The organism is Rothia sp. HMSC076D04 (genome assembly GCF_001814645.1).
GTDB lineage: Bacteria > Actinomycetota > Actinomycetes > Actinomycetales > Micrococcaceae > Rothia > Rothia mucilaginosa.
Genome location: NZ_KV817374.1, coordinates 130,897 through 150,890, shown reverse-complemented (window position 1 = coordinate 150,890; position 19,994 = coordinate 130,897). Strand labels below are relative to the sequence as shown.

At 60.3% G+C, this 19,994-nt stretch carries 10 protein-coding genes; 4 read left to right on the top strand and 6 right to left on the bottom strand.

The annotated features are described in order from the left end of the window. The first annotated feature begins 406 nt into the window (after positions 1 to 406). Both mfd and HMPREF2980_RS08455 read left to right on the top strand, forming a co-directional pair. The gene (gene mfd, locus HMPREF2980_RS08460; protein ID WP_070691396.1) at positions 407 to 4,156 is read left to right on the top strand and encodes a transcription-repair coupling factor; all 3,750 of its coding nucleotides are present in this window, start codon (positions 407 to 409) and stop codon (positions 4,154 to 4,156) included. A gap of 154 nt (positions 4,157 to 4,310) precedes the next feature. Beyond that, positions 4,311 to 5,729: an NAD(P)H-quinone dehydrogenase gene (locus tag HMPREF2980_RS08455; protein WP_070691393.1), complete on the top strand. Its 1,419-nt coding sequence runs from the start codon at positions 4,311 to 4,313 to the stop codon at positions 5,727 to 5,729. 158 nt (positions 5,730 to 5,887) lie between these two features. Here HMPREF2980_RS08455 and HMPREF2980_RS08450 read toward each other — a convergent pair whose 3' ends face one another. From HMPREF2980_RS08450 to HMPREF2980_RS08435, 4 genes are all read right to left on the bottom strand, one after another. Continuing rightward, positions 5,888 to 7,288 carry an MFS transporter gene (locus HMPREF2980_RS08450; RefSeq protein ID WP_070691390.1) on the bottom strand — a complete coding sequence of 467 codons (1,401 nt, stop codon included), beginning with the start codon at positions 7,286 to 7,288 and terminating at the stop codon, positions 5,888 to 5,890. Positions 7,289 to 7,663: 375 nt separating this feature from the next. Then, positions 7,664 to 9,484, bottom strand: a complete 1,821-nt coding sequence (locus tag HMPREF2980_RS08445) for an acetyl/propionyl/methylcrotonyl-CoA carboxylase subunit alpha (protein ID WP_070691387.1) — start codon at positions 9,482 to 9,484, stop codon at positions 7,664 to 7,666. 150 nt (positions 9,485 to 9,634) lie between these two features. Beyond that, positions 9,635 to 10,342 carry a Maf family protein gene (locus tag HMPREF2980_RS08440; protein WP_070691384.1) on the bottom strand — a complete coding sequence of 236 codons (708 nt, stop codon included), beginning with the start codon at positions 10,340 to 10,342 and terminating at the stop codon, positions 9,635 to 9,637. A gap of 333 nt (positions 10,343 to 10,675) precedes the next feature. Next, entirely contained in the window at positions 10,676 to 12,091 is a 1,416-nt protein-coding gene (locus HMPREF2980_RS08435; protein ID WP_070691381.1) for a dicarboxylate/amino acid:cation symporter, read from the bottom strand. Positions 12,092 to 12,536: 445 nt separating this feature from the next. On the opposite strand from HMPREF2980_RS08435, the gene HMPREF2980_RS08430 reads away from it, so the two are divergent. After that, entirely contained in the window at positions 12,537 to 13,478 is a 942-nt protein-coding gene (locus HMPREF2980_RS08430; RefSeq protein WP_070691379.1) for a hypothetical protein, read from the top strand. 134 nt (positions 13,479 to 13,612) lie between these two features. After that, a complete protein-coding gene (locus HMPREF2980_RS08425) occupies positions 13,613 to 14,905 on the top strand; it encodes a glutathionylspermidine synthase family protein (RefSeq protein WP_070634135.1) in 1,293 nt (430 codons plus the stop codon). A gap of 150 nt (positions 14,906 to 15,055) precedes the next feature. On the opposite strand, the gene HMPREF2980_RS08420 is transcribed toward HMPREF2980_RS08425, so the two are convergent. Together HMPREF2980_RS08420 and HMPREF2980_RS08415 are read right to left on the bottom strand one after the other, a co-directional pair. Beyond that, positions 15,056 to 16,813 carry a DUF885 domain-containing protein gene (locus tag HMPREF2980_RS08420; protein ID WP_070691375.1) on the bottom strand — a complete coding sequence of 586 codons (1,758 nt, stop codon included), beginning with the start codon at positions 16,811 to 16,813 and terminating at the stop codon, positions 15,056 to 15,058. Positions 16,814 to 17,043: 230 nt separating this feature from the next. Continuing rightward, positions 17,044 to 19,506 carry a restriction endonuclease gene (locus HMPREF2980_RS08415; protein WP_070691372.1) on the bottom strand — a complete coding sequence of 821 codons (2,463 nt, stop codon included), beginning with the start codon at positions 19,504 to 19,506 and terminating at the stop codon, positions 17,044 to 17,046. Positions 19,507 to 19,994: the final 488 nt, after the last annotated feature.

Below are 19,994 nucleotides of genomic sequence, written 5' to 3'. Positions count from 1 at the left end.
TCTAAGTGTTAATGATTAGGGTACAGGATTAAGCTGTGAAAATAATGGTGCACAAAGTGCAAAGATGCCCGTGGATGTGTGATTTGCACCCCATGTGATGAACGTTGTGGCACAGGAACGGACACGGAAGAAAACCATACTCAAATATCACCCACGAAAGCGACAACCGAGTGCAAAAAGGAATATATTCCATCACAGAGAATACAAGAGAAAAATGCCAGAAAAAGCAGACAAGTCATACAATGGAAAAGCCGCAAAAAACACCCCAAAACGCACAAAAAGCACCATGAAATAAAGGCAAATTCACTCGGACGCCCCAAACCGGCACCGCTCTATACCGACCATCCATAGCAGCCCTCCACCAGCTCAACCGCCGCAAGCGAAGACCCCAGACTCAGGAGAACCCGTGAGCACCACCCGAAAAGCTACTGCACAGCCCCTCGAAGCACCCCTGCACCCCCTCCTGAACACCCTCAACCAACTCAGCAGCTGGGCCGCGATCCGCACCGCCGCCTCCGCGAAGCCCACCGAACGTAGCGCACGCACCCTCATCGGCGCCGTCGCCGGAACCCACGCCGCGCTCATTGCAGACATCTCCACCGCAGTACGCGATACCACCGCCGAAGCGCTCAGCCTCATCATCGCCCCCACCGACCGTCAAGCAGAAGACCTCGCCGCAGCCCTGCGCTCCTACTTGCCCGCCGCAGACATCGCGCTCTTCCCCGCCTGGGAAACCCTGCCCCACGAACGCCTCTCACCGCGCTCCGACACCGTAGGCCGCCGCCTGCAGGTACTGCGCGCCATGACCGGGGACGCGGCTAAACGCCCCCAAGTCGTCATCGCACCCGTACGCGCCGTCATCCAGCCCATCGTCACCGGCATTGAAAAGCTTGAACCCGTGCACCTGATCCGCGGCAAAGAATACCCCTTCAAAGATGTAGTACGAGGCCTCAACGACGCCGCATACTCCCGTGTAGACCTCGTCGCCAAGCGCGGTGAATACGCCGTACGCGGCGGCATTATCGACGTCTTCCCGCCCACCGCAACCACCCCCGTCCGCCTCGAATTCTTCGGTGACGAACTCGACGAAATGCGCCACTTCTCCGTCGCCGACCAGCGCACCCTCAGCGGGGGAGAAGAACTTACTGAACTCACCCTGCTGCCCTGTCGCGAACTGCTCATCACCCCCGAGGTCATGAGCCGCGCCGCCCGCCTGAAAGCCGACTACCCGGCAGCCGCAGCCATGCTTGAGAAGATTGCGGGTGGAATCTACGTCGAAGGCATGGAATCGCTTACCCCGCTGCTCATCGAATCCATGAACACCCTCACCGAGCTGATGCCGGCAGGGTCCATGATTATTAACGTCGAACCCGAACGCGTGCGTGCCCGCGCCGAAGACCTCGTCGCCACCAACGAAGAGTTCCTCGCCGCCGCATGGGACACCTCCGCAGAAGCCGACGCAGTAGCACCCATCGACCTGGGCCAGTTGCGTATGAGCGACAGCGGATTCCGCACCATCGACCAAACCACCGCACAGGCACTCGAAGCCAAGCTCAGCTGGTGGGAAATCACCGAACTCGTCACCGACGCAGACCTGCTCGAAGATGCCGCCGCAGGCGCACTCGAAAACCAGAACATCGCTGACGCCATCGAAGACGGAATTGACACCTACACCGTCAACGCCACCCCCGCAACCGCATTCAACGGATCCGTCGAACGCATGCTCTGCCAGGTCGGCGACCTCATCGGCCAACAGTGGACCGTCCTCGCCCTCACCAACGGCCGCGGCTCCACCGACCGCCTCATCGACCTCTTCCACTCCGGCGAAGGGGCACCCGCCGTACCCGCAGCCCGCCGAACCAGCCTCGAGGAGGACCCCGCAGGCGACCTCGAACACGGCATCGTCGAGGTTTGCGAGGCACCCGCCTCCGCAGGCTTCCTCATCGAGGAGGCGAAGCTCGCCGTCTTCACCGAAGCCGAACTGCTTGGCCGCCGCGGAACCTACGCACCCCGAGGCGCCACAGGACAGAAATTCAAAACGCGCCGCCGCCGCAATGCGGTTGACCCGCTCGCACTGAACCCCGGCGACTACGTGGTGCACGAGCGTCACGGCATCGGCAGGTTCGTCGAGATGACCTCCCGCCCGGTGGCTGGTGCATCCCCGGTCAACGGCGTGCAGCCCATGAAGGAATACCTGGTCATCGAGTACGCCCCCACCAAGCGTGGCGGCGCACCCGACCGACTCTTCGTGCCCTCCGACCAGCTGGATCTGATTTCCAACTACGTGGGTGGCGAGAACCCGAGCCTGTCCAAGATGGGCGGTAGCGACTGGGCTAAGACCAAGTCCCGCGCTCGCAAAGCCGTCAAGGAAATCGCTGCTGACCTGGTGAAACTCTACTCGGCTCGCCAGGCATCGCGCGGTCACGCCTTCGCAGCAGACACTCCCTGGCAGCGAGAGCTGGAAGAATCCTTCCCCTATAACGAGACTCCCGACCAGCTCACCGCCATCCACGAGGTGAAGGAAGACATGGAGAAAGAAATCCCCATGGACCGCCTCATCTCCGGCGATGTGGGCTTCGGCAAAACCGAGGTCGCCGTACGTGCCGCATTCAAAGCGGTGCAGGACGGCAAACAGGTTGCCGTGCTCGTACCCACGACCCTGCTCGCCCAGCAGCACTACGAGACGTTCAGCGAGCGCTTCTCGGGCTTCCCCGTGAAGATTCGCGTGCTCTCCCGCTTCCAGAAGGCGAAAGAAACCCGCCAGATTACCGAAGAAATCGCATCCGGCGCGGTGGACGTGGTGATCGGTACCCACCGCATCCTCTCGGACAGCGTAGTGTTCAAGGACCTGGGCCTGGTCATCATTGACGAGGAACAGCGCTTTGGCGTGGAGCATAAGGAAAAGCTCAAGCAGATGCGCACCAACGTGGACGTGCTCGCCATGAGTGCTACCCCGATTCCGCGCACCCTGGAAATGTCGCTAACCGGTATTCGCGAGACCTCCACCCTTGCCACCGCGCCGGAGGAACGCCACCCCGTGCTGACCTTCGTCGGTCCGCGAACAGACAGCCAGATTACCGCCGCAATCCGCCGCGAGCTCATGCGTGAAGGACAGGTGTTCTTCGTGCACAACCGCGTGGCTGACATCGACGACGTTGCCGCCGAAATCGGCAAGCTCGTGCCGGAGGCGCGCATCGCCACCGCCCACGGCCGCATGAGCGAATCGCGCCTGGAGCAGATTATTGTGGACTTCTGGGAGCGCCGCTTTGACGTGCTGGTCTGCACCACCATCGTTGAGACGGGCCTGGATATTTCGAACGCGAACACGCTCATCGTGGACCACGCCCAGAACTACGGTCTGAGCCAGTTGCACCAGCTGCGCGGACGTGTGGGTCGTGGCCGCGAGCGCGCCTACGCGTACTTCCTGTACCCGGTGGATAAGACCCTCGGCGAGATTGCGCACGAGCGTCTGAAGGCCGTCGCGACCCACAATGAGCTGGGTGCGGGCCTGCAGCTCGCGATGAAGGACCTGGAGATTCGCGGTGCCGGCAACCTGCTCGGTGGCGAACAGTCCGGTCACATTGCGGGTGTGGGTTTTGACCTGTACCTGCGTCTGGTGGGCGAGGCGGTGGCGAACTACCGCGGCGAGAAGGAAGAGCGCGAGATCGAGACGAAGATTGACCTGCCCGTCAACGCGCATATTCCGCACACCTACATTGACTCGGAGCGTCTGCGCCTGCAGGCATACCGCCAGATTGCCGCCGCCGATACCGAAGAGAAGATTGCGGAGGCACGCGAGGAACTGGTTGACCGTTACGGCGAGCTGCCGGAGGCGGTAGAGAACCTGCTTGCCGTGGCGACGGTGCGTATGCACGCCCGTGCCGCCGGTATTCATGAGCTGGTGGTATTGGGGCCGAAGGTGCGTGTGGTGACCGCTACGCCGCTGCCGGAGTCCCGTCAGATGCGTCTGAAGCGCGTGTATCCGGGGTCCACGCACGCTCAGCCGAAGGGCATGGATACCTGGCTGACGCTGGTTCCGCGCCCGAAGACCATGCCGGTTGGCGGTAAGGACTTGGTGGACGGCGCGATGCTGCAGTGGGCTGAGAAGTTCATTAACTCGATTTATGCCGAGAAGCCGCAGGCTCTCGAGGAGTAGAGACCTACAGGGGTAGGTGTCGCCCTGTCATATCGGGCGGCCGAACCATGATGCCGAACCATGAAGATGCTCGCCGTGCAGGTTGCCACAATATGGCATATCTGCACGGCGAGTGCGTTTGCCCCGTAGGGGCGGCATAGCTCACAATTAAGGCATGACTTCAAAGGTGAACTACGCATCTCAGCGAATTGTAATTATTGGTGGTGGCCCCGGCGGCTATGAGGCAGCGATGGTGGCTGCCGCATCCAACGCGGACGTGACTTTGATCGAACGCAACGCCATTGGTGGCGCCGCCGTTCTGACTGACGTTGTGCCCTCTAAGACGCTGATCGCTACGGCGGATATGATGACCCGCTTCTCCGAGGCGGGTAGCTTGGGCATTGAAAACACGAAGGGTAAGGCGCCGCAGCTTCGTGTTGATATGGACCGCGTGAACCGCCGAGTCCGCGACCTGGCCCAGCAGCAGTCTGCCGACATTAAGCGTGCCCTGGCCTCTGCTGGTGTGAAGATTATTCACGGTACCGGTAAGCTTCTTGACCGCCACACCGTGCAGGTGACCGATGAGGCGGGCCTCGTCTACCCCCTGCACGCAGACTTTGTGCTGTTGTCGGTGGGTACGCATCCGCGTGAAATGGCGACCGGTATGCCCGATGGCGAGCGCATCCTGACCTGGACTCAGCTGTACAACCTCTCCGAGGTTCCCGAGGAGCTGATTGTGATTGGTTCGGGTGTGACCGGTGCCGAGTTCGCGTCGGCGTATAACGGTCTGGGCTCGAAGGTGACGCTGGTGTCTTCGCGTGACCGCGTGCTTCCCGGTGAGGACGAGGACGCAGCTCGCGTGCTGGAGGACGTCTTTGAGCGTCGCGGCGTGCGAGTGATGCCGCGTTCCCGTGCGGCTGCTGTTGAGCGTACTGAGGATGGCTCCGGCGTTATTGTGACTCTGTCGGATGGTCGTAAGGTTTCTGGCACTCACTGCCTGGTTGCTATTGGTTCGATTCCGAACACTGAAGATTTGGGCCTGGAAGACGTCGGTGTTGAGCAGACCCCGAGTGGTCATATTAAGGTGGATGGTGTGTCCCGTACGAGCGTGAACAGCATTTACGCTGCCGGCGACTGCACTGGCGTGTACCCGCTGGCTTCTGTGGCTGCGATGCAGGGCCGTATCGCTATGGCGCATATCCTCGGTGATGCGGTGCGCCCGCTGCGTACCGATAAGGTTGCCGCGAACATCTTCACCTCCCCGGAGATTGCGACTGTAGGCGTGAGTGAGAAGGACCTTGCCGAGGGCGCCTACCGCGGCGACGCGGTGACCCTGCAGCTGGGCACGAACCCGCGCGCGAAGATGATGGCGATGCGCGACGGCTTTGTGAAGATTTTTGCTCGCCGCCACTCCGGCACCGTCATTGGTGGCGTGGTGGTTGGTCAGCGTGCTTCCGAGCTGATTTACCCCATTGCCCTGGCGGTGGAGAAGAAGCTCGCGGTGGATGACCTGGCGGATACCTTCACGGTCTACCCCTCGCTCTCGGGCTCTATCGCTGAGGCTGCACGCAAGCTGCACACTCGCGGTCTGTAAGGCTCAAAACCTGTTAGGTGCTGAGCTGGGCGTTCCCCGCCTGGTGCAGCATCCCGGAACAGTATAAAAGCGGTGGGGGTCGCCTCCTGAATCTAAGGAATTCAGGAGGCGACCCCCACCGCTTTGCCGTAGAGAGACGCGTTAGCCCCTGCGAAGCTTTACTTCGTGGTGCTGACAGCGTTCATGTCCACGTCACGGGTCTCGTGAGTGAGCAGGATGAAGACAACGCTCAGGATCGAGGCGAACGCCAGGTAGCCGCCCACGGCACCCACACCGTAGGAGGTGTTCAGCCAAACAGCCACAAACGGGGTCAGCGCCGCACCGAGGATGGACGCCACGTTGTAGGCGATACCGCTGGCGGTGTAACGCACGTTGGTGGGGTACAGCTCCGGCAGGTATGCGGACATGGAACCGAAGGACAGACCCATCAGGCACATACCGATGAAGATGAAGAGGGTAACCACTGCGGCGTTTGCGTTCGCGCCGGTACCAACAACGGAGGGGGAGATGAACAGACCGAAGGACAGACCGAAGACCGCCATAGCGATGGTGGTCCACAACTGCTGGGTGCGGCGGCCGTACTTGTCAGCCAGCCAACCCGAGATCGGGATGAAGATTGCGAAGCCGATAATGGAGATCAGCTGAATGATCAGGAACTCGCGGTAGGGGATCGCCAGGCCGCCCTTATCAGCCTTGCCGATACCGTAGGAGAGAACCCACGCGGTCATCAGGTAGAACAGAACGTAGCACGCCACCATGATGAAGGTGCCCTGAATCATGGGCCACCAAGCGACCTTGAACGCCTCAACGAGCGGGGTCTTCACCTTCTCGTTGTTAGCGGCAGCCTTGGCGAAGACGGGGGTCTCCTCTAGCTTGAAACGAACGTACAGGCCAACGGCGACCATCACGATGGACAGCAGGAACGGAATACGCCAACCCCAGATGAGGAAGGGGTGATCAAGGTTCTTACCGTCGGTTGCGGAGTTGAAGGAAATCCAGCTGGTCAGCAGCAACATGAAGCCGTTGGCGAAGACAAAGCCGATGGGCGCGCCGAGCTGAGGCCACATGGCGGCGCGTGCACGCTTACCTTCCTCAGCGTATTCGCTGGCAAGCAGTGCCGCGCCGGACCATTCGCCGCCCAGACCCAGGCCCTGGCAGAAACGCATAATGGTCAGCATGGTCGGTGCCCACAGGCCAATCTGGTGGTAGGTGGGCAGCAGGCCGATGATGAAGGTCGCCAGACCCATGGTCAGTAGCGCACCGACGAGGGTTGCTTTACGACCGATCTTGTCGCCGAAGTGACCGAAGATTACGGAACCGAGGGGGCGGGCAATGAAGGCGACGCCGAAGGTCGCGAAGGAAGCCAGAAGTTCGGTGGTTGCGTCCTTCGAGGGGAAGAACAGCACGGGGAACACAGCCACTGCTGCGGTGGCGTAAATGTAGAAATCGTAGAACTCGATGGTGGTACCAACGAGCGAGGCGAGAATAACTCGACTGCGAGGAGTCGTATTCTTCACCGATGCAGCAGACACTTTCGTGTCGGGTGCAGAGGTGCTCATAAGGAAAACTCCCGAAATGGTGAACTGTGTGTACAGGTGGAGCCGGGGCGTCCGTTACCGGTCAGCGCGTGAGGCGGGTGTGCCGTAGGCGCGTATCGGGTGCCGTGACCGCACCGGGTGGGTGCGGTGGGCGTAGGAATCTGAAAGGCTCCTCTAAAGTGCAACATTATAACTCTGTTCAGAAAAGACCCAACAAATACAGCCACTATCTGGACGTAATCGCAATAAGGGGGCCGCTCAAACCCCACAGAAGCAGACAAGAGCGGACATGGAAAATCCCCCGGAAAGATACGAGACATTACCTCATACCCTTCCGGGGGATTCGTATAGCCTATAGCGCTTGCAGTCGCGAGACCTCAGTATCGAGATAGAGCGTTACTTAATGGTCGCCAGCACCGCACCGGAGGTGACGGTATCGCCGGCCTTAGCCGACAGGCCCGAAACCTTACCCGCCTTGTGCGCGGTAATGGGCTGCTCCATCTTCATCGCCTCCAGCACCAGAATAAGGTCGCCCTCAGCGACGGTATCGCCGTCAGAAGCCGCTACCTTCACGATGGTGCCCTGCATGGGGCTGGTCAGCTCGTCGCCGCCACCCTTCGCCGCGCTACGTGCCGAACGGGACTTGCGGGTCTTGGATGCGGGCTTAGCGGCAGGCTTAGCGCCACCGCCCAGATCGGGCAGGGACACCTCCATGCGCTTGCCGTTGACCTCAACAACCACGGTGGTGCGCTCGTCCTCATCGGAGTCCACGCTGCCGGGTGCACCGGAGTACATGGGGATGGTGTTGTTGAACTCGGTCTCAATCCAGCGGGTGTGCACCTTGAACTCGCCGCCCTCAGCCGGTGCGAAGGCGGAGTCATCCAGCACGACGCGGTGGAACGGGATGACGGTGGGCATACCCTCAATGGTCAGCTCAGCCAGGGCACGGCGGGCACGCTGCAGAGCCTGCTTACGATCTGCGCCGGTAACAATGAGCTTAGCCAGCATGGAGTCGAAGTTACCGCCGATAACGTCGCCAGCCACGAAGCCCGAATCCCAGCGAACACCGGGGCCGGTGGGGACGGTCATCTTCTCGATAGTGCCGGGGGCGGGCATAAAGGAACGGCCCGCATCCTCACCATTAATACGGAACTCGAAGGAGTGACCGCGCAGAACCGGGTCCTTCTCCTCAATCTTCTCGCCGCGGGCAATACGGAACTGCTCGCGTACCAGGTCAATACCCGAAATCTCCTCGGAAACCGGATGCTCCACCTGCAGTCGAGTGTTGACCTCAAGGAAGGAGATGGTGCCGTCGGTGCCGACCAGGAACTCACAGGTGCCTGCGCCCTGGTAGCCGGCCTCGCGTAGAATCGCGCGGGACGCCTCATACAGGCGCTCGTTCTGCTCATCGCTCAGGTAGGGTGCGGGCGCCTCCTCAACGAGCTTCTGGTTACGACGCTGCAGGGAGCAGTCACGGGTGGAAACCACCACAACGTTGCCGTGTGCATCCGCCAGGCACTGGGTCTCAACGTGGCGGGGCGAATCCAGGAAACGCTCGATGAAGCACTCACCGCGACCGAACGCCGCGGTTGCCTCGCGCACGGCGGACTCGTACATCTCAACAATGCTCTCGCGGTCGCGCGCCACCTTAATGCCGCGGCCACCGCCACCAAATGCGGCCTTCACCGCAATGGGCAGACCGTGCTCATCAGCGAAAGCAATAACCTCATCGGCAGACTTGACCGGGTCCTTGGTGCCGGGCACCAGGGGAGCGCCCACCTTCTGCGCGATGTGGCGTGCCGCCACCTTATCGCCCAGCTGGGTAATGGACTCGGGGGAGGGGCCAATCCAGGTCAGGCCAGCGTCAATGCACTTCTGCGCGAACTGCGCGTTCTCAGACAGGAAACCGTAGCCGGGGTGCACGGCGTCAGCACCGGAGCGGATGGCAATCTCAATGAGCTTGTCCATCACCAGGTAGGACTGTGCCGCGGTGGCACCGCCGAGAGCGTAGGCTTCATCGGCGAGCTTTACGTGCTGGGCGTCGCGGTCGGGGTCAGCATAGACGGCGACGGTCTGCAGACCCTCATCGCGGGCTGCGCGAATCACGCGGACAGCAATTTCACCGCGGTTAGCGATAAGAATCTTGCTGACCGGGCCGGTGTGGCGGCCGGGGACTGCAGTAAATTTCTTGGCGGCTTCTGCCTGGTGCTGAGTCACTTAAAGCTCTCCTTTAATCTCCTGCTCCAAGGATACATCGGCAGGATTGGCGAATATAACGCGCATCATACTGTTCTATCTTATCGATTGGTGTTCAACAATGTGTATTTCAGGGCGCGCTTTGAGACAGATTTATACTGTGGGTTGGTTCTAATTCTCTTCCTCGGGCGGTAGCCACAACTCGGTCACCGCTACTTCGCGGCGGCGCAGCATATCGCGTAGTGCGTGGATGGACAGGCCCACCACCGTGTGGAACTCACCCTCAATACCGCGAATAAACGCCGAACCGTAACCGTCCAGGGTGAAGGATCCCGCCACCCAGAGCGGCTCACCGGTAGCAATGTACGCCTCGATTTCTTCGGGGCTGAGCTCATCAAAGTGGACGGTGGCGCTGCGCAGTTCGGAAACGGTAGGCAGGTCGGAAGCAACAGGCAGTGCGGCGCCCGGCTCAATACCGCGTAAATCCACGAGCGCGTGACCGGTATGCAGTACGCCGTAGTTGCCGCTCATCGCACTGATGCGCTCGCGTGCCGCCTCGGCAGTGTGCGGTTTACCGTAGGCAACGCCGTCAAACTCGAACACCGAATCGCAGCCCAGAACCAGCGCATCCCGCACACCTTCAGCAGCAAGTTCAGCGGCAACTGCCTGCGCTTTCAGCTGCGCCAGCAGGGATGCGGTTTCAGCAGGGGTGAGTCCCGCACGTCCCTGTGCTCGCGCCTGTTCGTTGGCGGTAGCGAGCGCGGCGTCCTCATCTACGGAGGAGACGCGCACCGTGAACGCGATGCGGGAGTCTTCCAGGAGCTTGCGGCGTGCCGGGGATGCGGATGCAAGAATCAAACGGATCGGTGTGGTACTCATAGGTTCTATTTTAGAGCCTTGCGGGTGAGCCTTACCCTCGAGTGCAGATTGAAGGGTGTCAAGAAGCTGGGGGAATGGGTAGAAAAGTAAGGGGGGGGGGACGAAAAGAGCGTGTCCCATCCCCCTCAACCACGTAGGAGATGGAACACGCCGTTCAAAATCATAACTCTTCTCAATCGTTAAAGAAAAAAAGAATCAATAGTGACACTTTTATGACGTTTGACAAATGTATTTTGCCCGTGCTGTGCGCTCATGCTGGGGGCATGGGTGGCGGAGAAGCAACACGGCGCTAAGCGGTACCGCCTAGCGCCGTGTGCGTGAGCCTTCGTCAGATTAGCGGCGTACCGCGCCTGCGTCCTCTACTTCGTGAAGTCGCTGCGCCTCGCCGGCGATGCGCTCATCGTAGAATTCCTGAGCCACGAAGCCGCCCTCAGAACGGGGAGCGTTGTAGAGCTCCTCATCCAAAATGCCCTCGCGGCGAGCCACAATCGCGGGAACCAGAGCCTGACCGGCAACGTTCAGAGCGGTACGACCCATGTCAACGATCGGGTCAATCGCCAGGAGCAGACCCACACCGTCCAGGGGCAGACCCAGAGTGGACAGGGTCAGGGTCAGCATCACGATAGCGCCGGTCGTACCGGCAGTCGCAGCCGAACCAAGTACGGACACCATCACAATCAGCAGGTACTGGGTGAAGTCCAGCTGAATACCGTAGAACTGAGCCACGAAGATCGCGGCAAGAGCCGGGTAAACCGAGGCGCAACCGTCCATCTTGGTGGTCGCACCCAGCGGAACGGCGAAGGATGCGTAGGCGCGGGGAACGCCCAGGTTACGTTCGGCAACGGTCTGGGTCATCGGCATCGAACCCATTGAGGAGCGGGACACGAAGCCCAGCTGGAGCGCCGGCCACACACCCGAGAAGTACTGGCGGACCGACAGACCGTTCGCGCGAACAATAATCGGGTAGACCACGAGGAAGACCAGCAGCAGGCCAATGTAGAGGGCGATGACAAACGCGACCAGCGAACCCATCGACGCCCAACCGTACGCGAACACCGCCTTAGCAATCAGACCCACGGTACCCAGCGGTGCCAGGCGAATAATCCACCACAGAATCTTCTGAATAATCGCCAGAGCGCTCTTGACCACGTCAATGAAGGGCTTAGCGGCCTCGCCGACCTTCAGCGCGGCAATGCCGACCGCGCCGGAAATGACCAGGATCTGTAGCACGTTGAAGGATGCCGAGGCGGTGATGCCGGAATCACCGGACTTAGCGCTGACGCCCAGACCCAAGAAGTTCACCGGAATCAGGCCGGTCAGGAACGCGGTCCACGAACCGGTCGAGCCGGTGTACGCCTTGCCCTGCACCTGCGCGCCCACGCCCGGCTGAACAATGAGGCCCATCGCAATACCAATAAGCACCGCGAAGAACGCGGTAATCGCAAACCAGATGAGCGTGTTAACCGCCAGACGCGCCGCATTAGTCACCTGCGACAGGTTCGAGATGGAAGCGACCACGGCGGTGAAAATCAGCGGAACAACGGCCGCCTTCAGCAGGGTAACGTACGAGGAGCCGATGGTATCTAAGGTCACCATGAGCCAGTTGGGATTGTTCTTCGCATCCCCGCCCAGTGCGAGGGCGAGCGCGCCGAGAACAATACCCAGAATGAGTGAGGCAATGATTTGGTTGCCGAAAGAAGTAGCCCACTTGGGCAGACGTGAACGAGATGATGCATGCGGTGTAGACATGTGGCATACTCTAAAACTTTTGTGCACTCGGGCGCGAGTTTGTGTGAAGAAGTGTTTCAATCCGGTGCAGTGTAGGGGATGTGTGACGAACCGTGACTTTCCGAAGGGACCTTTCGGCTGTACATCCCGCAGTCTAACCAGCAATGCCGCCAGCAGCGCAGTCCAACCAGCAACGCCGCCGCCAGCTGCCACCTCCCCAATAGGCGGTTAAAGCGGCTGATAGTTAATTAGGAATCGCCGCAAAAGCAAACAGAAAGGAAACAACTGCGCAACATGCGGGGAAGCTTGCTGAGATTTTGCCGTCAGCTAATAAGCCGAAAGCTAGAGCTTGATATGCTGGAATCACACCGATAGTCCGGCGAAAGTCGCCGGATGATGCTGTACCCACTCAGCTTCATATACGCGTTGAGCAATACGCCACGCACCACCTTTCAAGGAGAGATGCATGAGTTCTGCTCCCCAATACCCCGGCGGAACCACCACCCCCAACGGCCCGAAGAAGCCCGGCAACCGCATGGAAGCAGTCGCCAACTTTGCTACCCGCGCCGCACAGACCTCTGCCCAGCAGACCCTGAACCTGGGTGCGACCCGCCCCGGCATCGCCAAGATGATTGCCGTAGCGGGCGCTGGCGTGCTGCTGGTTGGCGGTGGCATCTTCGCCTACAACTCCATGCACCAGGAAGAGAACGCGTTCCTGTCGCAGGGCGAAGAGTACGCCCGCGTCTGCCAGGACGCGAAGACCGGCCTGCGCGTGGAAGATAGCGAATGTGAGAAGGCAAGCGTTCAGGAGCCGACCGACTCATCCAGCAGCGATTCCTCGGGCTCCTCGAACTCGTCGGGTTCCTCTAGTTCCTCCGGATCTTCTGGGTCTTCGGGCACTTCTGGTTCGACCACCACTCACAATAATTCGAATGCGTTCCTTTGGTACTACCTAGGTCGCCAGAGTGCCGCAAACTCCACCGGCACCCCCACGGTTCCGGGTGTGGGTACTAAGCTCTCCGGAGGCAGCACCACCCGCCCCAGCAACGGCACCGTCTACAGCGGCGTGTCCTCCAAGGGCGGTAGTTTCGAAGACTCCTACCGTAGTGCGAAGAAGTCCTCCACCGTCTCCTCGGGCAAGGTGACCGGCACCAGCAACTCCGGTAAGACCTCCTCGGTGCGTAATAAGACCACCGGCTCGGTCTCCAGCGGTAAGCAGGGCACCAGCAATAGCGGTAGCACCGGCTCTTACAGCAAGTCGAACACCTCCAAGTCCGGTTCGTCCTCCAAGTCGGGTTCGTCCTCAAAGTCCGGTTCTTCGTCCAAGTCTGGCTCTTCCTCGAAGTCCGGCAGCAAGGGCGGTTTCGGTGGCGGCTCGAAGTCCGGCGGCGGTACCTCCGGCGGCTAAGCCATAAGCCATCACACTGAATGCGGGCAGGGACTGAACGGTCCCGCCCGCATTTTCCTCACTAGAACAACCAAACCCGCGGTGACGTAACAACACCGCTTTCCATTCACTACTTCGAAGGAGCCTAGCCCCTCATGCGCCGCGAAGAATTTCCCGTCGGCCGACCCGACTGGGAGAACGTCATCATTGAGGAAGGCCTCACCTACAGCGTGGACGGCCCCCACGACACCGACCACTACTGGAACGAATACGCCGCATACATTTTCAGCCCGCAAGAAATGGACTCTGTGCGCGCCCAGGCAGAAGAAATGCACCGCATGTGCCTGGAAACCGTCGAGTACATTGCCTCCGGCGCGTTTGGCACCCTCGGCCTGCCCCAGGCAGCGTTCAACCTCGCCGTAGAATCCTGGAACCGCCGCGACGCCGACTTCTACGGCCGCTTCGACTTCACCTACTCCGGTGTGCCGGGCGACCCGATGAAGCTGCTCGAATACAATGCAGACACCCCCACCGGCATCGTGGAGGCGGCAGTCAGCCAGAAAACCTGGGCGAAAGACCAGCGCCTCGACACCCGCGGCTACGCCCACTGGGGTGAAATCGGCGAAGCTTTCACCAACCGTTGGCGCCACATCTTCGCCCCCGAAATCACCGCGGGCGTGCAGCCCGTACTGCACCTGGCGCACGTGCCCCCCGAGATTGACGAGACTAACGAGGACTACAACAACCTCTGGCTCATCGCCTACTCGGCACAGCAGGCGGGCATCAAAACCCACATGATTCCCATCGACGAAGTCATCTTCAACGAAGACACCAAGAGTTGGGAAGACGCACAGGGACGGCGCATCACCAACCTCTTCAAGCTCTACCCCTGGGAAGACCTGGTCACCGACAGCGAAGCAGGCTACGACAAGCTCCTCTTCGCCTACCACGGCGCCATGGACCGCTGGATTGAGCCTGCGTGGAAGATGTTCCTCTCCAATAAGCTGCTGCTCGCCGCGCTCTGGGATAAGTACCCCGGCCACCCGAACCTCGTACCCACCTACGCGGGCCACCGCGGCGGCATGCGCAACTGGGTTCGCAAGCCCATCTTCGGACGCGAAGGCGACGGCGTAGAAATCTACGCCCCCGACTACGACGTCTTCATCAAGCCCGAAGACGACGACTTCTTCGCCAACGCCCCCGAAAGCGAATTCATCTACCAGGAGTACATCCCGGCACCGCGCTACGAAGGCATTATCAATCCGGTCAGCCACCCCATTCTCGGCGTGTGGGTGGTCGATGGACGCACCGTAGGCGTGGGCATCCGCGAATCGAACGGCGCGCTCACCGACTATTGGTGCCGCTTTGCCCCGCACCTGGTGGATCTGAACGACTCTTCCGGCATGGGATTCGGCACCACCGACCCCGGCACCGCAAACTTCGGATAGCCCCCAGAAGACATAGACCTCAGAGGACATAGACCTCAGAAGACACGAAAATACAGCGAAGCCCCCGCCTCAGCCGCAAAGCTGAAGCGGGGGCTTCATCTATAGAGTTCCTATGCGGAGGCTCTAGTCCAGAGGGTACTCGTCTAGAGGCTACTCGTCGTCCTCGTCATCGTCATCCTCAGTATCCAGAGGAAGCATCATCTCATCGGTCAGGGCGCGGCGCAGAGTGTCCAGACCCACCGAACCGAGCAGAAGCGCACGAGTGTGGAACGCACGCATGTCATCGCCGCGGCGCAGAGCCTGATCGCGCAGCTCCAGCCACAGGCGCTCGCCAATCTTGTAGCTCGGCGCCTGACCCGGCCAACCCAGGTAACGCAGGAACTCGAAACGCAGGTGGCCCTCGGACTCGTCCAGGTTCAGCTTCAAGAACTCGTAACCCAGCTCAGAAGTCCAGATGGTGCCCGGCTCAACGCCCAGCTGCTCAGCCCACTCAGCGGGAATCGGCATCTCGCAGTGAACACCAATATCGAAGACCACGCGGGCGGCGCGCATACGCTGAGCGTTCAGCATGCCCATGCGGTCACCCGGATCCTTCAGGTAGCCCAGTTCCTCCATGAGGCGCTCGGCGTACAGCGCCCAGCCCTCACCGTGACCGGACACCCACAGCATGTTCGTGCGCCAGGAGTTCATGGTGCCCTGCAGAGCCGTAGCAATAGCAATCTGCAGGTGGTGACCCGGAACGCCCTCGTGGTACACGGTGGAGGTTTCACGCCAGGTAGTGAACGTGTCCTCACCCTCGGGAACCGACCACCACATGCGGCCCGGACGCGAAAAATCGGGGGAGGGGCCGGTGTAGTAAATACCGCCCTCGTTCGTGGGCGCAATGCAACACTCAATGCGGCGCATGGGGCCGCCAATTTCAAAGTGAGTATCCGCCAGGTTCTCCACCGCGGCGTCGGCGAGCTTCTGCATCCATGCCTTCAGCTCATCGGTGCCGTGCAGCTGACGTGCCGGATCTTCATCGAGTAGCTGCTTCGCACGCTCAATGCTTGCGCCCGGCTCAATCTCCTCGGCAACCTCACGCTGACGAGCGATAATGCTCTCCAGTTCCTTCACGCCCCAGGCGTAGGTTTCGTCCAGGTCAATGGTGGTACCCAGGAACGAACGGGAGTGCAGGCTGTACGCCTTACGGCCCACAGCGTCGCGGGAGGGAGCGATCGGCTGTAGCGTCTCCACAAGGTAGCTGTTGAGGCGGCGGTAGCCTTCCTTAGCAGCTTCGGCACCTGCGGCAGCCTCGTCCTTCAGCGCGGGGACAGCCTCGGCGACCTCAGCGGCCAGCTCGTCAAAGAAACCACTGGGAGCGTAGTACGCGGCGGTCTGCTCAATGACAATATCCACCTGGCGGCGCGGGGCGACCTTGCCCTCTTCACGAGCCGCCTCAAGGGTCTGGATGTAGCCCTCCAGCGCCTCGGTCACGCGGTGCATACGACCAATAATGTGCTCCCAATCCTGCTGGGTGTTGCGCTTCATCAGGTCAAAGACCGAGCGCACCTCCTGCGGGACGGAGGCAATATTGTTCAGCTGCCAGCCACCAAAGCCAGCCTTGTGCTGCTTGCGGTACAGGCTCAGGCGCTCCTGCAGAGCATCCAGGGTGACCAGGTCAACGTCATCAATAGGCAGGACGTTATCGACCTTCTTCAAAGTCTTCTTCGTAAGGCGCGCAAAAGCCTTCTCACCGGCGGGCGAGTAGTCGGGGTACAGAGTCTCTACGCCCTTACGGCCAAGCTCGGTCGCCTGGACGGGGTTCAGGTCGAGGACCTTTTCAAAATATTCGTTAGCAATCTGATCGACGTCGGTCAGCGAGCGCTTCAATCGGTAGATGCTGGGAAGTTCCTGGTAAGTGCTCATGTTCATATCCTAACTCAGGGGTGTGCCTTCAACCACGATTTTCGGTGATATGGGTCGCTTAAACCGGCAATATTACGTGCTGAGCGGCACCGAACGCCAAGAAAAGGGCCCACCTGTGGACAACTCACCGGGGAGGATGCGCGAAAACGCCCCGGCTTTCTTCTCCTGAACGTGCAGGAGAGGAAGACCGGGGCGTCACCCAGATGGGTTACAAGCTGCTAGCTGGCGACTTAGCCGGTGAAGTATTCACCGTTGAGCCCGAGCAGACCGTTCGCGCTCTGGACCACGCCGAGGCGGTGCGCAATGAGGCGGTCCTGCAGCTCATCGCCGGATACCAGATCCACCAGAATGTTCGGGTACTTGGTCGAGCAGCGGATGAACTCGTCGTACGCCTCATCGCTGAATGTGGCGTTCGTGATGAAGGTGCCGAGCTGACCGCCGCGGGCGTGAATTGCCAGGAAGAACGCGGTAATGTCCTGAGGCCGAACGCTCGCGGACAGCACGCCGTTAGATGCCGGGCGCAGAGTACGAACGTAGAACGCTCGCTCTTTTTCACCGGTGGCGGGGGTCGCCACGCCGTCCACACCCCGAGCCTCCAGCGGCTCCACGGTGTAGCCGCGCATCAGGAACAGATCGAAACCAATACGGCGGAAACGCTCCTCAGACACCTGCGCCAGCGCCGGAGCCAGAGCCTCACGGCGGAAGACCTGACGGTAACGCTTCAGAGCCTCACGCACCTGAGTGGCAGCCACCTGCAGAGCAGTCGAGGGCTCAGCAGCAGAAACAGCCGGAGTGGAAACAACCGGCTGGGCAGGAGCCACAACGGGCGCAGAAACAGCAGGAGTGGACACAGCAGGCTGGGCGGTAGCCTCAGCGACCGGTGCCGCCGGAACCTCAGCGGGTGCCTGGGCAGTAGTCGCCTGGGTAGGAGCCGCTACCGGCGAACCAGCCGGACGCGCCAACAACGCCGGAGAAGCACCCGGCACCGGAGCCAGCGGCTCACGCGAAGCACCCTCACGAGCCGCCAGGCGAGCCTGACGCTCCGCCGCGCGTGCCTCCTTAGCAGCCTGAAGAGCCTCCTCACGAGCCTGCAGCTCAGCCGCAATATCCTGAGGCAGCTTGTGCTTGAGCGACTGCGGCGGTAGCGGCGCCATGCGGGCGGTCACCGCCTCCGGAGCACCCTCCGGGAATCGCTTGAGCAGCTCCTTACCCGCCTCGCTCAGCTCGTAACGCTCCGGGTTCTTGCGGGAAGTACGACCGGTACCCTCACGCAGAGCGTTCAGGTAGCGTTCGCCCTTGAGCACGTGCATCGCCACCGAATAGCGGTTACGCAGACGCGGGGTCAGCTTATAACGGTGCGGAGCAATCTCACCCTGCAGGTACGGGATATCCAGGGCGAGCTTCAACTCATCGTAAATGTCGTAGTAGGAGATACGCGGGTTCTCCTCCACGAGCTTCAGAATCGGGTACAGCAACTGATGCGGGTACGGCAGAGCATCCACCGCTGCAGGATCCAGCAGAGCCGAAGCCACCAGCTTCTGAACGCTCGGCTCAACCATCTGCGCCATAGCCGGCGCGAAAGCAGGACCCAACGAGTAGACGGTCTCACGCTCGGACAGGTAGTGGTGGGCGATCAGCACATCGTAGAGGTAATCCTGCGCGTCAATCTGCACAAAATAGGGGTTCGAGGACGCCTGCTGGATGCGCTCGTCGCGGTCAAAGACCTGCTCCAGGCTCGGAAGGCTCAGCTCCACATCGGCGCCGTGGTCGTTGAGAGTATCGAGCAGAAGAACGCCCATATGGGTCAGCAGAGCATCGGTTGCGGCAATATCCTCAGCGGTAATCGAGGTGCCCTCATCCTTAACCAGCGCCAGCACGGAGCTCAGCTCGCTTGCGGGCACGCCAGTCTCCTCGTGGCGTGCCACCAGCTCCTTCGCAGACGGGGACAGCGAGTACAGCGTCAGCGGCGAATCCGTGTGCTCGTGAATGGTCTTGGTGCGCAGGTAGCCCTCACGGGTCAGCAGGCTCAACGCCTGAGCAATCACCGGCTCCACGATGCGCTGCTCCAGATACGACAGACCGTACCAACCCTGCACGAAACCGCACTCACGCAGCACCAGCTCGCGAATCTTCACGGGCGCCGCCGCAGGGTAGGACGGGGTAACGCTCAGGACAATGGGCAGAAGCTCACGCACCGTAATGTGCGAGAGCAGAACCGGGTAGAACTGCTTCAGATAGTGCAGGTACACGCCGCTCTGCAGAGGCAGAACCGGCAGAAGAACCTGCGCCTGCTGTTCCTTCGGGGTACCCAAAAGCTCACGGCCAGCCTCGCTGAGGGTGTAGTGCAGGTTGCCCGGATGCAACTGGCTGAGGGACACCTCAAGATAATCAGCATTGACCAGCGCCGCAATCAGCTTATTGAGTGCCTCACGGAAGAGGACATTGTCACCGACCGCAATGAAACGCTGAGTCATGTTGAAACCCAGGTCCACGCCAACCGGGGTGTACATATCGGGGAAGAAAACCTTCTCGCCACGATCCTGCGCGCGCTCAAAATGGCGGAGCAGAGAGAAAGCCGCCGCAATGCTGAGAGTGCGTGCTTCCTCGGGTAGAGCCTCCCACGAGGTTTCCTGCTGCAAAGAGTGCAATTCGGAATGATCGATATGGAGCATTGTTTTATTCACAAAAGCCACGCCGGGCTCCTTATCTAGTGTTATTTATCGTGCAGGCGTTCTTCATAAAGTGCAGTCATTCGAGCGGGAAAATATTCACACAATACTGGGCGACACCATCTTTATTTTTGGGTCGACACTTTGGTAACCCACTTTGGTAACCCCTTGTGAAGAGAAGTACGTGAAGAGAAGTAGGAACGGTAGATTTCTCAGCACGTTCCGCTCACGTACCGTCTTCTATGACGAACACTTCAGAAAGAACGCTATAAATTATGGTGAAGTGCTGATACCGTCACGGGTATATACACTTCGTGAAATAATGCGAGTATATATAACGCATTACCCTCCCATTGTATCGGCTGGTTCAGGAAATAACCTAGTTTTCTAAAACCAACCGATATATGAAAAATATCCTCAAGGAAAAGTGAAAATACATTAAGTGAAATGACGTGGGAAATGCATGAAGGCCAGAGATATTCGGAGAGAAATAACTCGCCCCAGAAACACCC